Origin of the sequence: Qipengyuania sp. YIM B01966, from assembly GCF_016461955.1 — a bacterium.
GTDB lineage: Bacteria > Pseudomonadota > Alphaproteobacteria > Sphingomonadales > Sphingomonadaceae > QFOP01.
This window is the reverse complement of record NZ_JADMNM010000003.1, coordinates 95,272-111,317: the sequence shown is the minus strand read 5'-3', so window position 1 is coordinate 111,317 and position 16,046 is coordinate 95,272. Positions and strand designations below refer to the sequence as shown.

Below are 16,046 nucleotides of genomic sequence, written 5' to 3'. Positions count from 1 at the left end.
AGCAGTCCACGAGGGACTGCGCGTTGTCGCCTGATCCCGAAGCCCCCTGGCCTGAAACCGAGCCATTTGATGGGCCGGCGAACCGGTCATCGCACTACTGGCCGCCTGCTTTCGGGGCCGATGATGGCTTGCTCGCTTTCCAGTCATCGACCGCCGTGCTTCCGGACAGAGCCTTCCGCATGGCATTCTCGAAGAATGCGTGGACAGTTGCCACCATATCTTCCGCGCAGAACTTTCCGTTAAATCTCAAACCGTTAGGCTGATCTTCGACGCTCAATCCGTGCTTCCGACCTCTGAAGACTGCGCCCCTCGACCGCGTCGCGCAATCATTTGGGGCCCGACTTATCCACCGCGCGCCGAATAGGCGGTGGACAAGGATGGATAACTCAACGGCCTGTCGCGGCGCTCAGTGCGACGCTCGGTCCCGTTTGGCCAAGAGTCGCAGCCGCAGCGCGTTCAGCTTGATGAACCCTTCCGCGTCGTGCTGGTCATAGGCGCCGGCATCGTCCTCGAAGGTGACGTGCGCTTCGGAATAGAGGCTGTCGGGTGACCGGCGGCCAACCACCTGCGCCAACCCCTTGTAAAGCTTCAGGCGGACCTCACCATTCACGCGTTCCTCGCTGAGATCGATTGCCGCCTGCAGCATCTCGCGCTCGGGGCTGAACCACAATCCGTTATAGATCAGCTCGGCATAGCGCGGCATCAGCTCGTCCTTGAGGTGCGCGGCACCGCGGTCGAGCGTGATCTGTTCGATCCCACGATGAGCGCGGGCGTAAATTTCGCCTCCCGGTGTCTCGTACATCCCGCGCGATTTCATGCCGACAAAGCGGTTCTCCACCAGATCGAGCCGGCCGATGCCATGCTTGCGGCCCAGTTCATTCAGCGCGGCGAGCAGGCTGGCGGGGCTCAGCGCCTCGCCGTTCAGCGAGACACCATCACCGCGTTCAAAGCCCATGGTGATATATTCGGGCGCATCAGGCGCGTCTTCGGGATCGACCGTGCGCGAATAGACATAGCCGGGGGTTTCCTCCCAGGGATCCTCAAGCACCTTGCCTTCGGACGAGGTGTGTAACAGGTTAGCATCGGTCGAAAACGGACTCTCGCCGCGTTTGTCCCGGGGCACCTGGATCTGGTGCCTCTCGGCCCATGCGATGAGCGCGGTGCGGCTTGTCAGATCCCATTCGCGCCAGGGTGCGATGACCTCGATGTCCGGCGCCAGCGCATAGGCCGACAGTTCGAATCGCACCTGGTCATTGCCCTTGCCGGTGGCACCATGCGCGATAGCGTCAGCGTTGGTCTCGCGCGCGATTTCGACCAGCCGTTTCGAAATGAGCGGCCGCGCGATCGACGTGCCGAGAAGGTAATCGCCTTCATAGCGAGCATTGGCCCGCATCATAGGAAAGACAAAGTCGCGCGCGAATTCCTCGCGCAAATCTTCGATGAAAATGTGTTTGTCAGGAATCCCCATCGCCCGCGCCTTGGCGCGTGCTGGCTCGATTTCTTCACCCTGACCGAGATCGGCAGTGAACGTCACCACTTCCAGCCCGCGTTCCACTTCAAGCCACTTGGCTATGACCGAAGTGTCGAGCCCGCCGGAATATGCAAGGACAACGCGCCTGATCGGCGGGCGGGGAGGTGAAGTCATGCGGGTGGGTTCCTGTCTAGCGCCGGGCGCGCTTAACAGGGGTTGAGCAGGCGGGCAACGGGAGGCGGCAGCCCGTATCCGAGCCACCGCCTTCCAGCGGCATCACCGCGCCGGTCAATCAATTGCGGTTACCGTCTGTGGATGTGAACTGACCGTCTTCGTCACGGTCCTGATCATTTTTTCCGCGCGAATGGTCCTGCTGGTTTTGCTGACCGGAGCCGCCGTTTTGACCGCCCTGCTGCTGATCCGAACGTCCTGACGTGAACTGTCCGTCCTCGTCGCGGGGCTGATCGGGATTGCCCTGACGGCCTGCCTGCTGATTTTCCTGTCGCGAGCCGCTTTGGCCTTGATTGCGATTCTGGCTGTGATTGTTGTTGTTGCGGTCATTCGTCCCGCCGCCTTGGTTCTGGTTGGCCATGGTCATCCTCGTTTTGCTTGTCCCGTCGAAATTCCAACCGGCATCCGGAGATAAAGTGCCGAAATTCAACGAAGTTTGCGCCGAACGGGGTGGCGGCTGCGACAGTAGGTCAAGAATTGGCCAGATATTCACGCGTTGTTGGCAGCGAATAGCGGTTGCGCGCATACTGGATCTGATAATTGCACATCCCGCCATGTTCGAAGGCCGCGGTGGCGCCGGCGAGATAGAACGTCCACATCCGGAAGAACCGGGCATCGAACAGCCGCTCGATCTCCACCCGATGGGCGAGGCAATTCGCGTACCACGCGCGCAGGGTTCGCGCGTAATGCAGGCGCAGCGTTTCGACATCGGTAACGATCAGCCGCGCCGTCTCGCTCGCGGCGAGGGTTTCAGACAGGGCGGGAATGTAGCCGCCGGGAAAGATATACTTGCGGGTGAAGGCGTCGGTGCTGCCCGGCGCGCCCATCCGCCCGATCGTGTGCAGCAGCATCACCCCGTCGCCGGTGAGCAGCCGGGCGCAGGCGCGGAAGAAAGTGGGAAATTGCGGTCGGCCAACATGCTCGAACATTCCGACCGAGACGATGCGGTCATATTTCGCTCCGCTGGCGGCCAGCTCGCGATAATCGATCAGATCGAACCGCACGCGATCGCCCACACCCGCTGCATCGGCGCGCTGGCGAGCGAGGACAAGCTGCTCGGAGCTGAGGGTAATGCCATGAACGCGCACCCCGTGATGGCGCGCCAGAAAGATGGCCATGCCGCCCCAGCCGCAGCCAATGTCGAGCACATTCTGGCCGGGCGCCAGGGCCAGCTTGGCGGCAATATGCGCCAGCTTCGCCTCTTGCGCTTCGCCCAGCGTCATCGCTTCGCGTGGCCAGTAGGCGCAGCTATATTGCATATGCTCGGGGTCGAGCATCAACTGGTAGAGCGCGTTGCCGATATCGTAGTGATGGGCAGCATTGCGCCGCGAACTGAGCGCCTGGTTGACGCTTTCCGCGCCGAAGGCAACGCGGTTGGTCAGCTGCCGCCAGGGGGACGGCGCGCGCAGATCGCCGCCGGCTTCCCACGGCGCGTTGGCACGGAGCAATTCCACGAGCTCCATGATCCCGCCCTGTTCGAGCACGAGCCGACCGTCCATGAACGCTTCAGCCGCGCCGATCCGCGGGTCGAGCAGGATATCGCGCGTCACGCGGGCATCGGTGAAGCGCACGGCGACTTCGGGATACGAGCGGTACGCGGTGCCAAACACCGCGCGGCGGCCGTTGGCATGGGTGACGCGCAGCACGCCCTGCCTGATATTGCGGCCAATCAATCGATCGAACAGCGCGCCGCTCATGCGCGGGCCGCCCGCTCGAGATAGATGATGTCGCGCGGCTGGCACAGCAGATGCTGCCCGCTATCGACATAGAGCGTTTGCCCGCTGGCGAGATGTCCTTGGGCCAGGAACAGGCACGCATCGGCGACCTCATCCGCGCCAGTGCGCCGAGCAAGAAGGTTCATCCGGTGCGAACGCTCGGCCTCGTCCTCGCTCTGGTCGTGGCTCGGCAGGATCGCGCCCGGCGCGAGCGCATATACCCGATCGCCTGGCCCGGCCGCACCCATCGCCAGCATTGGCACCGTGGCGGCCAATGCGTGCTTGCTCATCGTGTAGCTGAAGAAATCGGGATTGGGATTGGCGAGCTTCTGATCGGCGAGTTGAATGACCCGGCGCCCGGCTGCGGAGCGTGCCGCGGCGAGATAGGCCTGGGCAAGCTGCGCCGGCGCGCGTGCATTGACCGCCATCGCGCGGGTGAAGGTCGCGGGATCGAGCGCCGTCGCCTCGTCGGCCTCGAACACGCTCGCATTGCAGATCAGGGCGCGCCAGTCGGCCAGACGCGGGGCAAGTGCATCCATCATTGCCGCTACCGCCGCACTATCGGCGAGGTCGCAGGCGACGATTTCAGCCGATGGTAGCGTGGCTGCCAGCGCCGCTGCGGCGTCGTGCGAGCGGCGATAATGGATGACAACGTGCCAACCGGCATCGCCAAAGCGGCGGGCAATCGCCGCGCCAATCCTTTCTGCCCCGCCGGTCACCAACACCGCCTGCCGCGCAATCCGGTCACAGGTTCGCAGGGTTTCGGGTGCCTGTGGCATGACCTGTGATTGAGCAGAGATTCTTGACGGAAAAAAGGCGCCTGACTCTCATTTAAGACAAGACAAGACCGGCAGAAGCGTTTTCCTGCCGGCCTGTCCTTGCGACCCCTTCCCATCGAGGGAAGCGGGAGAAGCGGTTTAACGGCAGCTGAGGCTGCCCCTAGCGATTTCACGGCCCAGCAGCGCCCCAGCGGCCCCGCCGACGACCGCGCCGACCGTGCGGTTGCCCCGCCCGGCGATCTGATGCCCGGCAAGGGCGCCGAGGCCAGCCCCGATGACAAGGCCCGTGGTGCCGTTCTGGCGTCGGCAATAATAGCGGCCGTCGTCGCCGCGCCACATCTGGCGGCTGCTTTCGATCCGGCGCGGCTCGTAATAGCGGCCGTAACTGTCGTACATTGCCTGGCGTTCATGCGCCCGGCGGCCATGCGCCGGCGCCCAGGACGGCGGATCGGCCAGGGCGGGGGTGGCGGTCACAGCCATGGCGGCCGCGCTGATGGCGATAAGACCCTGCTTGATCATTTCTTGGCTCCTTGATGTGTTGGAGACCATTTTGTTCAGCCGCCCCGAACCGCAGATGAACAAAACATTGGTTCTGCAAAAGCTCGGTGAACGGAGCCATCAGTACGCTAAACTGCCCATCAGGCCGTCAGCGCACCAGCCGCCTCGCGGTCGCGCTGAGCGCGGCTTTTCTTTTCCGCTGCTGTCCTCAGCTGGCCGCACGCGGCGTCGATATCACGCCCTCGAGGGGTCCGGACGGGGGCGCTGATGCCAGCTTCGAAGACGATTTCGGCAAAGCGACGCACGCGGTCCGGCGTCGAACATTCATACGGCGCGCCGGGCCATGGGTTGAACGGGATCAGGTTGACCTTGGCCGGCAGCTTGTAGGCCTTCAGCAGGCGGACAAGCTCGCGCGCGTCCTCGTCGCTATCGTTCTTGTCCTTCAGCATGACATATTCGAAGGTGATCCGCCGCGCATTCGACGCACCGGGATAGGCGGCGCAGGCGGCGAGCAGTTCCTCGATGCCATATTTGCGGTTGAGCGGAACGATCTCGTCGCGCACGTCCTTGGTCACCGCGTGCAGCGAGACGGCGAGATTGACTCCGATTTCTTCGCCGCAGCGTTCCATCATCGGCACCACGCCGCTGGTCGAAAGTGTAATCCGCCGGCGCGACAGGCCGAGCCCGTCGCCGTCCATCACGAGACGCAGCGCTTGCTTCACATGGTCGAAATTATACAGCGGCTCGCCCATGCCCATCATCACGATGTTGGTCAGCAGGCGGCCATCGGCGCTGTAGCGTCCGACGGTTTCGTCCTCGGCATCCTCGATCTCGAAGTCCATCCGGCCGCGCGGCCATTCGCCAAGCGCATCGCGAGCGAGCATTACCTGGCCGACGATTTCGCCGGGCGTCAGGTTGCGGACCAGTTGCATCGTCCCGGTATGGCAGAACCGGCAGTTGAGCGTGCAGCCGACCTGGCTCGACACGCACAGCGTGCCGCGGGTCTCGTCGGGGATGAACACCATCTCGAAATCGTGGCCGTCAGCGGTCCGCAGCAGCCATTTGCGCGTGCCGTCGGTGGAATGCTGCGCTTCGACCACCTCGGGCCGGCCAATCACGAAGCGTTCGGTCAGCCACGGGCGCATCGACTTGGCGATGTCGGTCATGGCGGCAAACTCGGTAGCGCCGCGGTGATATAGCCAGTGATACACCTGCTTGGCCCGAAGCTTTGCCGCCTTCGCATCGAGCCCCGCATCGGAGAACAATTCCGCAATCTCAGCCCGCGGCAGGCCGATCAGATCGATGCGGCCATCGGCGCGCGGGGTGATGGCACGCGCCACGGGAACCGGATCGACGGCACCGGCGATCGGCATGAGAGCAGTATCAGGCATAATACCGAGGCATATAGGCGGGCGATAAGGCGGGGGAAAGGGCGGCGCCCTAAACTGACTGTCGCGTGGTGCCGCCTTTCTGCCAGATGAACCTCACGCAACTAATGTTGCCTAAAGGGCACACAAATTTCGTTGTGCTATGTTAATGAAACTCTCATCCTGTTGCTCCGTTGATGTGCCGCAAGGAGCGATCAGCTCCTGGTCGCATAATGGAGTGTTTTATGAAGAAGATTGTTGCCCTGTTCGCCGCTGCCTCGACCGTCGCGGTCGCCGCGCCGGTCATGGCCCAGGTGAACCCGACCTTCACCGGCCCCCGCGTCGAAGCGCTGGTGGGTTATGACGTGTCAAAGGCTGGTAGCTCGATCGACGACGACAGCTCGATCGAAAACGACCAGTCGATCGAAGGCGTCGTGTATGGTGGTGCGATCGGTTATGACTTCGCCGCTGGCGGCGCGGTTGTCGGGATCGAAGCGGAACTGACCGATTCTACCGCCAAGACCGAATTCAACGCCGGTGACTTCGAGGGCTTCGGCCTTGGCGCGGTGGAAACCGGTCGTGACCTTTATGTCGGCGCCCGCGTCGGTGTGCTCGCCCAGCCGGACCTGCTGGTCTATGCCAAGGGTGGTTACACCAACGCCCGCTACAACCTACTCAACACCGTCAACGGTGCCGAACTCGAGCAGGATCTGAAAGTCGATGGCTATCGTCTCGGCGCCGGTGTGGAATATGCCCTGTCGGGTAACAGCTACATCAAGACCGAATATCGCTATTCGAACTACAGCAATGGCGAGGTTGATTTCGACGGCACCAATGTGTCGGACAATTTCGACATCGATACCGACCGTCACCAGATCATGGTCGGTTACGGTTTCCGCTTCTAAGGGCGGATAGCCTATCGAACGATCCGGGCCGGAGGAGCGATCCTCTGGCCCGTTTTCGTGTCAGCGCTGGCGCGCGCACCCTACGGTGGCCGCATCCATCGCGGTCGCCGCGCCGGCCAGCGCATAGCGGTCCGTAAAGCGGCGGCCGGAACGGTCCGTCGCGCTGACGCTCATGCTGCCGGCCTGGCGCATCGCGGCAAGGATCGCGGCATTGTCGGCCGCGCTGGCCGCCCAGGCATCCGCACCGCCGCCGACGAGAGCAAAGCGGCGCCCACCCAGCGCCAGCGTCAGCCGGGGCTGCGCCGCAAGCACGCGGGATAGCCGCAGATGGACCTGCCCGCGCACCTGCCGGCGCGGCCAGGTGCCGATGCTGGCGTAAGGCTGGCGCTCGCGCGCATTGGGTGACGGGCTGGCCTCGGCAATGGCGTAGCAGCGCGGGCCGGCAGCATCGCGGAAGGCGCCCCAGGTGCCGAAAATGCCGAGGCTGTCGCGCGCCACCGCCGGCGTCGCCATCAGCGCCAGAACCCCCGTGGCAAGGGGCACGCAGCGCCTCACGCGACGTTCCTTGGCGGCGGATAGGTGATGGCGGTGATTTCCCACTCCTGCGTGCCGGCAGGTAGCGACACCTGCCGCAGATCGCCCACCGCTGCGCCGCGCAACGCGCGGGCCATGGGCGAGCTCCAGGCGATGCGCCCGGCGCCGGCATCCTGTTCGTCATCACCGACCAGCGTCACCACGCGCTGGTGGTCATCCTCATCGGCGATGGTGACGCAGGCGCCGAAGAACACGCGGCTGCGGTCGGGCTGGTCGGCGGGATCGAGCACGCGGGCGGCTTTCATCCGGCGGGCGAGCCGGGCCAGTTCGCGGTCAATCTCGCGCATCCGCTTGCGGCCATAGAAATAGTCGCCATTCTCGCTGCGGTCGCCATTGCCAGCCGCCCAGCTGACGATCTCCACCACTGCCGGCCGCTCGGTGCCGAGCAGATGGTCATAACGCGCCTTCATCGCGGCATAACCGGCAGGCGTGATCGGATTGGCGGGTGGCAGGCTCACGCTGCGCGCCCTAGCAGCACCGCGCCCGCCGCCTCAAGCTGCGTCGGCCGCCCCTCAGCCCCAAGGTCAGCCGGGCGTGCTCTTGCCGATGAATCGGCTGATCCCGCGCGGCGTGCCATAGAGCGTGCGCTCGGGGTGCAGATGTTCATAGACCACCGCGTTTTCGAGCACGCGCTGGACATAGTTGCGCGTCTCGAAAATCGGGATCAGCTCGATCCAGCGGACCCATTCGATCCCGCCATTGCGCGGGTCGCCATTGCTGCGCAGCCAGCGGTTCACATTGCCCGGCCCGGCGTTATAGGCCGCCACCGCCAGCGGGTAGGAGCCGTTGTAATAGGCAAGCATCCGCGAGAAATAGCTGTCGCCGAGGCGGATGTTGTCGGCCCGGCTGCCGCGCCCCGTGAGGCCGTAGCCCGAAGAGCTGAGCCCGATCCGCCCCGCCTGTTCGCGCGCCGTGCCGGGCATGAGCTGCATCAGCCCCTGGGCGCCGGCGTGGCTGACACGTTCATCGTCGAACTCGCTTTCCTGCCGGGCGATAGCATGGACCATCGTCCAGTTGACCCCGGCCGGCGTTTCGACCGTCGGGAAACCGACGCGGGTGAAGCTGGTGTAGCCCTTTTCGGGCGCCGTGCGGCCGACTACCACCGCCAGTTCGGGCAGGTTCTGCTCGCGCGCCAGTTCGGCGGCCAGCATCAGTTCGCTTTCGCTGCGGGCGGTATCAGCAAGCTGGGTGTAGAAATAGCGCGCGGTGCGCCAGTCGCTTTGACCGCCAACCACGCGGATCGCCTGCGCCATCGGGCTGGCGGCAAAGGCGGCACGCTGTTCGGCGGTCGGCATCGCGGGCGGCTGCGCGCTGTAAGCCGGCGCGCGGCCAAGCCGTTCGAGCGCGAGCAGACCGTAATAATATTCGGGGAAGACAGCGGCCATTTCGAAATATCGCGTCGCGCCCGCCTGATCGCCCGCCTGCTGCGCGGCGCGGCCGGCCCAGTAAAACCCCTTGGACTTGGTCTGCGGGGTGCGCGCCGCCGCACCATAGCGATAGAACAACGGCGCAGCCGCCGCCCCGTCGCCCAGCTGCCACAGCGCCTGCGTCCCGCCGAGCCATTTCAAGGTGGTGTAATCATCGCGCAGCTTGAGGCTGAGCGTGGAGATGTCGGTGCCAGGCGCGAACAGATCGTCGCTCGAGCCCGCGATCCGCACCGCATCGCGCGCATTGCTGGCGCGGGCGGCGACCAGCATTTCGCTGACGAAATCCTCGGCATCAGCGGGCAGGCTGGCAAAGGTCGGGCGGCTGGCCAGCAGGCTCGCCGCGCGCTGGCCCTGAGAGGTGCGCCGATAGTAGCGGGCGAGATTATAGACATATCCCGGATCGCGCTGCGCTTCGGCCGGGACGTGCACGCCGATGCTGGCCGGCTCGGTACCCTGCAGCAGCGACAGGCGGGCCATCGCCGTCGCGCGGTAGGCCGGGCTGACATAGGCGATCTGGCGCGCGGCCGCCTCGGCATCGCCCTGCCACAGCAGCGCACGCATCCGCTCGTCCTGATCCTCGGCCGTGAGCCGGCCGCCCAGCGCCTGCAGCAGATACATTTCGGCAGCGCTGCTCATCTTGCCGCCGCGCCACGCCGCGCGCGCGGCCTCGAACGCTTCGGGCCGGCCCAGCGCCTGCAAGGCCAGCGCGTGGCGCGCCCGGCCTGGATTGGTCAGCGCCGGATATTGCGCGAAATAGGCGACCAGCTGTTCGGGCGAGGCGCCGCTGCGCTCGAGCGAATCCTCTGCCCGGGTGCGCAGCAGTTCCTCGCGCGGGAAGCCGGGGAAGGCGAGCAGGAAGCCGGCATAATCGGCAAAGCTCATCTGCGCATTGCCGGTCAGCATGGTCCAACGGCCGGCCGCCTGCGCGGGGTAGGCCGGGGCCATCGCCACCAGCTGGCGGCGCGCCTGATCGACCTGCGGCGAGGCTTGCGCCGCAGCGGGGGTGGCAACCGCCAGCGACGTGCCGGCGAGAAAGGAGGCGAACAGAAAACGGGTGCGGTCCATGCTGGACATGATGCCGGGCGGCTCCTTATCAGGTGCTGAATGATGAGCGGACGCGGGGGGCGCGGCGCGATGACCGGCCCTTGGCCCATAACAAGGTGACACGACAATGTTTTCCGGCTCGATTCCCGCTCTGGTGACGCCTTTCCGCGACGGGGCGTTGGACGAAGCCGCCTTTCGCCGGCTGGTGGACTGGCAGATCGAACAGGGCAGCGCCGGTCTGGTCCCCTGCGGAACCACGGGGGAAGCCTCGACCCTGTCCAATGCCGAGCATCACCGGGTGATCGAATTGTGCATCGAGCAGGCAGCAGGGCGCGTTCCGGTGATCGCCGGTTGCGGCAGCAACGACACGCAGAACGCGCTGCTGCATATGCGCTTTTCCAAGAAGGCGGGCGCCGCCGCCGGCCTGTGCGTGGCGCCCTATTACAACCGCCCCAGTCAGGCCGGGCTGGTGGCGCATTTCAGCCATCTGGCGGAGAAATGCGATCTGCCGATCGTGCTGTATAATGTGCCCGGCCGCACGGTGACCGATATCGAGCCTGAAACCGTGTGCGAGCTGGCGGCGAAGTTCCCGCGCATCGTCGGGATCAAGGATGCGAGCGGCGATTTGTCGCGCGTCACCGATCACCGGATGGGCATCGACCGCGACTTTGCCCAGCTGTGCGGTGACGATGAATTGTGGCTGCCGCACAGCGCGGCAGGCGGGGTGGGGTGCATTTCGGTCACCGCCAATATCGCGCCGGCGCTGTGCGCGCAGTTTCAGCAGGCGATTGCCGCAAACGACCTCGTCACCGCGCGCGAGCTCAATGACCGGCTCTATCCGCTGCATTACGCGATGTTCGAGGATGCCAGCCCCGCGCCGGCCAAATATGCCCTCAGCAGGGTGCATGACTGGCTCACCGACGACGTGCGCCTGCCGCTGGTCCGCTGTTCGGAACGCGCGCGCAAGGCGGTGGATAATGCGCTCGTCCATGCGGGGCTGGTCTGATGGCCCGCGCACTGCTGCTCGCCTGCACCGCCGCGGCCGCGCTGGCCGGCTGCGCCACCCTCCCGGCCGCCACGCCCGATTCGCTTGATCGGATCGCTGATGATTACGTCCTCCTCCAGCTGACCATCGGCGAGAAGGAAGATGGCTATATCGACGCCTATTATGGCCCGGCTGAGTTCAAGAGCCGCGCAGTGGCCGAGGCGGCCCCGGCAAGCCTTCCCGAACTGGAAGCGCGCGCGGTGGCGCTGCGGGTGCGGGCGCAGGGTTTTTCCGATGACGGCCAGCCGGGCGACAGCGCCGACGAACGCCGCGCCCGCTTCCTCGCTGCGCAGCTCACCGCAGCACGCACCCGGCTGAAGATGCTGCGGGGCGAGCGACTGTCCTTTGCTGACGAGGCCGAGGGGTTGTTCGGCGTGCGCCCCGATTTGGTCGATCTGGCAACGCTCGACGCCGTGCTGACCGAGCTTGACGCGCTGATGCCCGGTGCTGGCCCGCTGTGGCAACGGGTGGACGCGTTTCAGAACCGGTTCAACCTGCCGGCCGACCGGATCCGCCCGGTGATGGACGCAGCGATTGCCGAATGTCGCCGCCGCACGCTCGACCGGATGCCCCTGCCGGCCGGCGAGCGGTTCGACCTCGCGCTGGTGACGGACAAGCCGTGGAGCGGGTATAATTACTATCAGGGCGGCTATCACAGCAAGATCGAGATCAATACCGATCTGCCGATCCGGCTGGACCGCGCGGTCGATCTGGGATGCCATGAAGGCTATCCCGGCCACCATGCGTTCAACGCGCTGATCGAACGCGATCTGGTGAACGGCCGCGGGTGGCAGGAATTCACGGTCTATCCGCTCTATTCGCCGCAGTCGCTGATCGCGGAAGGTTCCGCCAATTACGGCATCGAACTGGCGTTTCCGGGCGCCGAGCAACTGGCGTTCGAGACGCGGGTGCTGGCCCCGCTGGCGGGCATCCCGGCGGACGGGCTGGACGATTATGCGCGGCTGCGCGCGGCGATGCAGCGGCTGGGGGCGGCGCGGTACACGATTTCCGCGCGCTACCTGGCGGGCGAGATTTCGGCCGACGAGGCCAAGTCGCTGCTCCAGCGGTACCAGTTGCTCTCTCCCGAACGCGCCGCGCAATCGCTGCGCTTCACCGATACGTATCGCTCCTACATCATCAATTACGGCCTGGGGCGCGACATGGTGCGCGCGGCGATCGAGGCGGGCGGGGCGGACAGCGCGACCCGCTGGCAGCGGATGGAGCGGCTGCTGGCCGAACCGACCTTGCCGGCCGATCTGGTCGCAGCGGCCGGCACCTTGCCGCGCTAGCCGCCAACGCCTAAGGCGCGCGACACCATGGCCCGCCCCAAACCCGCAACCTTCGACAAGCTCAAAGTCGTCGCCGAAAACCGCCGCGCGCGGTTCGATTATCAAGTCGAGGACAAGTACGAAGCCGGGCTCGCGCTACAGGGCACCGAGGTCAAGGCGCTGCGGGCGGGCGAGGCGAGCATCGCCGAAAGCTATGCCGAAGTGCGCGGCGACGAGGTCTGGCTGGTCAACGCCAACATCCCCGAATATTCGCACGGCAACCGGCTCAATCACGAACCGCGCCGCCCGCGCAAGCTGCTGCTGCACCGCCGCGAGGTGGAAAAGCTGTTCGGCGCGGTCGAGCGCAAGGGCATGACGTTGGTGCCGCTGTCGATCTATTTCAACCGAACCGGCCGGGCGAAGGTCGAACTGGCGCTGGCCAAGGGGCGCCAGAACCAGGACAAGCGCGAATATATCAAGGATCGCGACTGGCAGCGCGACAAGGCGCGGATCATGCGGGAACGCGGCTGAGCGGCTGGCGGCGTCAGCCCGCCGAGATTTTGGGCCTGTGCCCTCGCGGCCCCTTGCAACGCTCGCGCCCGCGCCCCAAAGCGCGTGGCAGGACGATGACCGGCACTTCCCATTCCAAGACCTGGCTGGCGGACTTCTTTCGCAAGCACATGCCGACGCGCGAGGAGATGGAGCGCAACAAATATCTCGCGCCCATCGCGCATCGCTTCCTCAGCCCCGAATTGTGGCGCTTTACCCGCCGCTCGGTGCCACGCGGGATCGCGCTGGGATTGTTCGCCGCGTTCATCGTCCCGGTCGGACAAATATTCCTGTCGGCCTTCCTCGCGCTACCGGCACGGGCTAATGTGCCGTTGGCGGCGCTGGCGACCTTCATCACCAATCCCTTCACCGTACCCTTCTGGCTCTATATCGCCAACCGCGTCGGCACGCTGACGCTGGCCATAGACGCGCAGACGGTCGGCGCGGCAAATGCCAGCCTCCAGCGTGATTGGTGGGGCGATTTCGGCTGGTTCCTCGAAACCGCCGGTGTGACCGCCTTCGGGTTCATCGTCCTTGCCGTCGTCAGCGCGGCGCTTGGCTATGCCATTTCGGGCTTTGTCTGGCGGATCGTGGTTGCGCGTCGGCGGCGAGCGCGGCTGCGGCGGGCGCGGGCCGTGCGGGCCGGGTCGTGATCGGCGCGATCGACGCCGGCGAGGCCGAGCCGACGGGGCGCCTGCAACCCTTCGCGCTCCCGGTGCTGGCGCTCGTCGCCAGCGTGCTGATCGTATGGCTGGCGAGCGGCGAACTTGTGGCGACTTTGGCCTATGCCGGCGGTCTGGTGGTGCTGGGAGCAGGCGGGCTTGCCATTGCCCACCGACGCAGCGCGGCCAAGTCGGCCGAACTCGCTGCGCCCGATTGGTCAGTCACCGTTGCCGCGCTCGAAGGAGCAGACGGCGCGGTGGCGATTACCGACCGTGCCAATCGGCTGGTCTGCGCCAACGCCAGATACACGGATTGGTTCGGTACCGATGCCGCTCCGCCAGCCTTGCCGCTCGACCGCGCTTCGCTCGAATTGCTCGGCCGCACCGCGCGCGAGGCGTGGCGCGACGGCAGCGGCGAAACCGGCGCGCTGGCCGACGCGGCCGGCAATCCACGCTGGACCGCGCGCGCTGAGCGGGCGGGGCGGGGCGAAGATCACCTCGTCTGGCGCATCGCCGCGCTCGCCCCGGCTGATGCCGGCGCGGAATTGGCGAGCGCGCTGACCGGCCCTCTCGGTGCGTTGCTGTCACGCGCAGGGATCGAGGCGGCGCTGGTCGGGCCTGACGGCACCATCCGCAGTGCTGCCCCCGGCTTTGCCGATCGCGCGGCAGGCGACCCCGCGGCGACCCTGGCCGGGCAGGATTTCGTCACCCAGTTACGCACGGACGAGCGCGAGCGCATCTTCTTCGCCCGCGAGGGGCGCCGCGGCGCGCCGCAGGTGCTGGTCCACGTGCCGCTGGGCGAGACCGCAACGGGCGCGGATGAGGCACCGTCGCTGATGCTGCTGATCGACCCCAGCGTCGCGGTGGGGGCATGGGGCGATGGCGCGGCGGCCGCAGGTTCCGGCGCGACGGCGCAGCTGGAAAGCCTGCTCGGCGCGCTGCCGCTCGGCCTCGCCATGGCCGACCGTGACGGCCGGTTCCTGTTCGCCAATCCGCCCTTCCGCCGCGCCGCGGGCTTGCCCGAGGAGGGCCGGCTGCCGAGTTATCCGTCCGACATGGTGGTGGCCGAAGACAAGGGCGCGATGGTCGATGCCGTGCGCCGCTACGCCCGCGGTGTTGCCAGCAGCGGAGACATGGCCATCCGCCTGCGCGCGCAGCCCGACGAACCGGTGTCGCTGGGCCTTGCCGGCGTGCGCGGGCTGGGTGAGGCGGCGGTGCTGCTCAGCCTGGTCGATACCAGCGAGGAAACGCGCCTAAAGCGGCAGGTCGCGCAAGCCACCAAGATGCAGGCGGTGGGGCAGCTCGCCGGCGGCGTTGCGCACGATTTCAACAATGTGCTGACCGCGATCATCGGCTATTGCGACCTGATGCTGCTGCGCCACACGCCGGGCGATAGCGATTATGACGATATCCAGCAGATCCTTGCGAATTCCAACCGCGCCGCCGCGCTGACGCGGCAATTGCTCGCCTTCAGCCGGCAGCAGACGCTGCGCCCACAAGTGGTGCAAGTACCTGATATCGTTAGCGAAACGACCATTCTCATCAAACGGCTGCTGGGCGAAAAGATCACCTTCCGCACTCATCACGACCGCGACCTTGTCCCGGTGCGCGCCGATCCGCAGCAGCTCGAACAGGTCATCATGAACCTCGCGGTCAATGCGCGCGATGCGATACAGGCGCATGGCAGCGGGTCCGGGCGGATCGCGCTGGCGACGCGTCGCATCCCTGCGGCCGATGTTCACCGGCTGGGTGCCGCGATCATGCCCGAAGCCGATTACACCGCGCTGATCGTGCAGGATACGGGCGGCGGCATCCCGCCCGAGATCATCGGCAAGATCTTCGAACCGTTCTTCACCACCAAGGAACTGGGCAAGGGCACCGGCCTCGGCCTTTCGACTGTTTATGGCATCGTCAAACAATCGGGCGGCTACATCTTTGCCGACAATGTCACCGGCGCCGACGGCCGCGTCGAAGGTGCGCGCTTCACAATCTATCTGCCGGTCCACCACGGCGCGGTCGAGCGACCTGTCGCAGCCCCGGGCAACGAACGGCGCTGGAGCGGCGGGGGCCGGGTGCTGCTGGTCGAGGACGAAGACATGGTCCGCGCGGTCGCCGAACGGGCGCTGGCCCGCGCGGGCTTTGCCGTCACCGCCTGCGCCGATGGGGAACAGGGGCTGGCCGCAGTGGCGAATGGCGGCGAGTTCGATCTGGTCGTGTCCGATGTGGTCATGCCCGGCATGGACGGCCCCGCCATGGCCCGCGCGATCCGCCGGCTGCACCCCGATCTGCCGTTCCTGTTCATGTCGGGCTATGCCGAGGATCAATTGCGCCAGAGCATCGATGCGGCCGATGTGCATTTCATCGCCAAGCCTTTCAGCGTCCAGCAGATTTCCGAGAAGGTGGCATCCGTTATGCGCGGCGGAAACCCGGGCTAGCGAACCCCGGAGAAATATTTTCGTTCCCCCCTTGTTCTAACGGAACAAAGGCGGTA

The 16,046-nt window shown here is 66.0% G+C and carries 15 protein-coding genes; 6 read left to right on the top strand and 9 right to left on the bottom strand.

Annotation, left to right across the window (positions count from 1 at the left end; all coding sequences use genetic code 11):
• Positions 1–406: 406 nt before the first annotated feature.
• From ILT46_RS05480 to rlmN, 6 genes are all read right to left on the bottom strand, one after another.
• Positions 407–1,645 carry an argininosuccinate synthase gene (locus ILT46_RS05480; RefSeq protein WP_199503637.1) on the bottom strand — a complete coding sequence of 413 codons (1,239 nt, stop codon included), beginning with the start codon at positions 1,643–1,645 and terminating at the stop codon, positions 407–409.
• A gap of 118 nt (positions 1,646–1,763) precedes the next feature.
• A complete protein-coding gene (locus ILT46_RS05475; protein ID WP_199503636.1) occupies positions 1,764–2,069 on the bottom strand; it encodes a hypothetical protein in 306 nt (101 codons plus the stop codon).
• Between the two features lie 103 nt (positions 2,070–2,172).
• On the bottom strand, positions 2,173–3,399 hold the full coding sequence (locus ILT46_RS05470) for an SAM-dependent methyltransferase (protein ID WP_199503635.1): 1,227 nt from the start codon (positions 3,397–3,399) through the stop codon (positions 2,173–2,175).
• Positions 3,396–4,196 (bottom strand): SDR family oxidoreductase, encoded by an 801-nt coding sequence (locus ILT46_RS05465; RefSeq protein WP_199503634.1) that lies wholly within the window; start codon positions 4,194–4,196, stop codon positions 3,396–3,398. Before ILT46_RS05465 ends, ILT46_RS05470 begins: the two co-directional genes overlap by 4 nt.
• Positions 4,197–4,334: 138 nt before the next feature.
• The gene (locus tag ILT46_RS05460; RefSeq protein WP_233397032.1) at positions 4,335–4,715 is read right to left on the bottom strand and encodes a glycine zipper 2TM domain-containing protein; all 381 of its coding nucleotides are present in this window, start codon (positions 4,713–4,715) and stop codon (positions 4,335–4,337) included.
• 119 nt (positions 4,716–4,834) lie between these two features.
• Entirely contained in the window at positions 4,835–6,085 is a 1,251-nt protein-coding gene (rlmN, locus tag ILT46_RS05455) for a 23S rRNA (adenine(2503)-C(2))-methyltransferase RlmN (RefSeq protein WP_199503633.1), read from the bottom strand.
• A gap of 221 nt (positions 6,086–6,306) precedes the next feature.
• Here rlmN and ILT46_RS05450 point away from each other — a divergent pair, with 221 nt between their 5' ends.
• Complete coding sequence (locus tag ILT46_RS05450) at positions 6,307–6,966, top strand: outer membrane protein (protein WP_199503632.1); 660 nt, start codon at positions 6,307–6,309, stop codon at positions 6,964–6,966.
• A 60-nt stretch (positions 6,967–7,026) separates the two neighbouring features.
• On the opposite strand, the gene ILT46_RS05445 is transcribed toward ILT46_RS05450, so the two are convergent.
• From ILT46_RS05445 to ILT46_RS05435, 3 genes are all read right to left on the bottom strand, one after another.
• Positions 7,027–7,479: a hypothetical protein gene (locus tag ILT46_RS05445; RefSeq protein ID WP_199503756.1), complete on the bottom strand. Its 453-nt coding sequence runs from the start codon at positions 7,477–7,479 to the stop codon at positions 7,027–7,029.
• A gap of 38 nt (positions 7,480–7,517) precedes the next feature.
• On the bottom strand, positions 7,518–8,018 hold the full coding sequence (locus ILT46_RS05440) for a GreA/GreB family elongation factor (RefSeq protein ID WP_370592349.1): 501 nt from the start codon (positions 8,016–8,018) through the stop codon (positions 7,518–7,520).
• A 66-nt stretch (positions 8,019–8,084) separates the two neighbouring features.
• The gene (locus tag ILT46_RS05435; RefSeq protein WP_199503631.1) at positions 8,085–10,061 is read right to left on the bottom strand and encodes a lytic transglycosylase domain-containing protein; all 1,977 of its coding nucleotides are present in this window, start codon (positions 10,059–10,061) and stop codon (positions 8,085–8,087) included.
• 97 nt (positions 10,062–10,158) lie between these two features.
• Between ILT46_RS05435 and dapA the strand changes: the two genes are divergently transcribed.
• The 5 genes from dapA (at position 10,159) to ILT46_RS05410 (ending at position 15,990) form a co-directional block, all read left to right on the top strand.
• Positions 10,159–11,037 (top strand): 4-hydroxy-tetrahydrodipicolinate synthase, encoded by an 879-nt coding sequence (dapA, locus tag ILT46_RS05430; protein WP_199503630.1) that lies wholly within the window; start codon positions 10,159–10,161, stop codon positions 11,035–11,037.
• Positions 11,037–12,365, top strand: a complete 1,329-nt coding sequence (locus ILT46_RS05425) for a hypothetical protein (RefSeq protein WP_199503629.1) — start codon at positions 11,037–11,039, stop codon at positions 12,363–12,365. Before dapA ends, ILT46_RS05425 begins: the two co-directional genes overlap by 1 nt.
• A gap of 27 nt (positions 12,366–12,392) precedes the next feature.
• Complete coding sequence (gene smpB, locus ILT46_RS05420; RefSeq protein WP_199503628.1) at positions 12,393–12,875, top strand: SsrA-binding protein SmpB; 483 nt, start codon at positions 12,393–12,395, stop codon at positions 12,873–12,875.
• 95 nt (positions 12,876–12,970) lie between these two features.
• Positions 12,971–13,546, top strand: a complete 576-nt coding sequence (locus ILT46_RS05415) for a DUF2062 domain-containing protein (RefSeq protein WP_233397031.1) — start codon at positions 12,971–12,973, stop codon at positions 13,544–13,546.
• Positions 13,543–15,990: a hybrid sensor histidine kinase/response regulator gene (locus ILT46_RS05410; protein WP_370592348.1), complete on the top strand. Its 2,448-nt coding sequence runs from the start codon at positions 13,543–13,545 to the stop codon at positions 15,988–15,990. The genes ILT46_RS05415 and ILT46_RS05410 overlap by 4 nt, the downstream gene beginning before the upstream one ends.
• Positions 15,991–16,046: the final 56 nt, after the last annotated feature.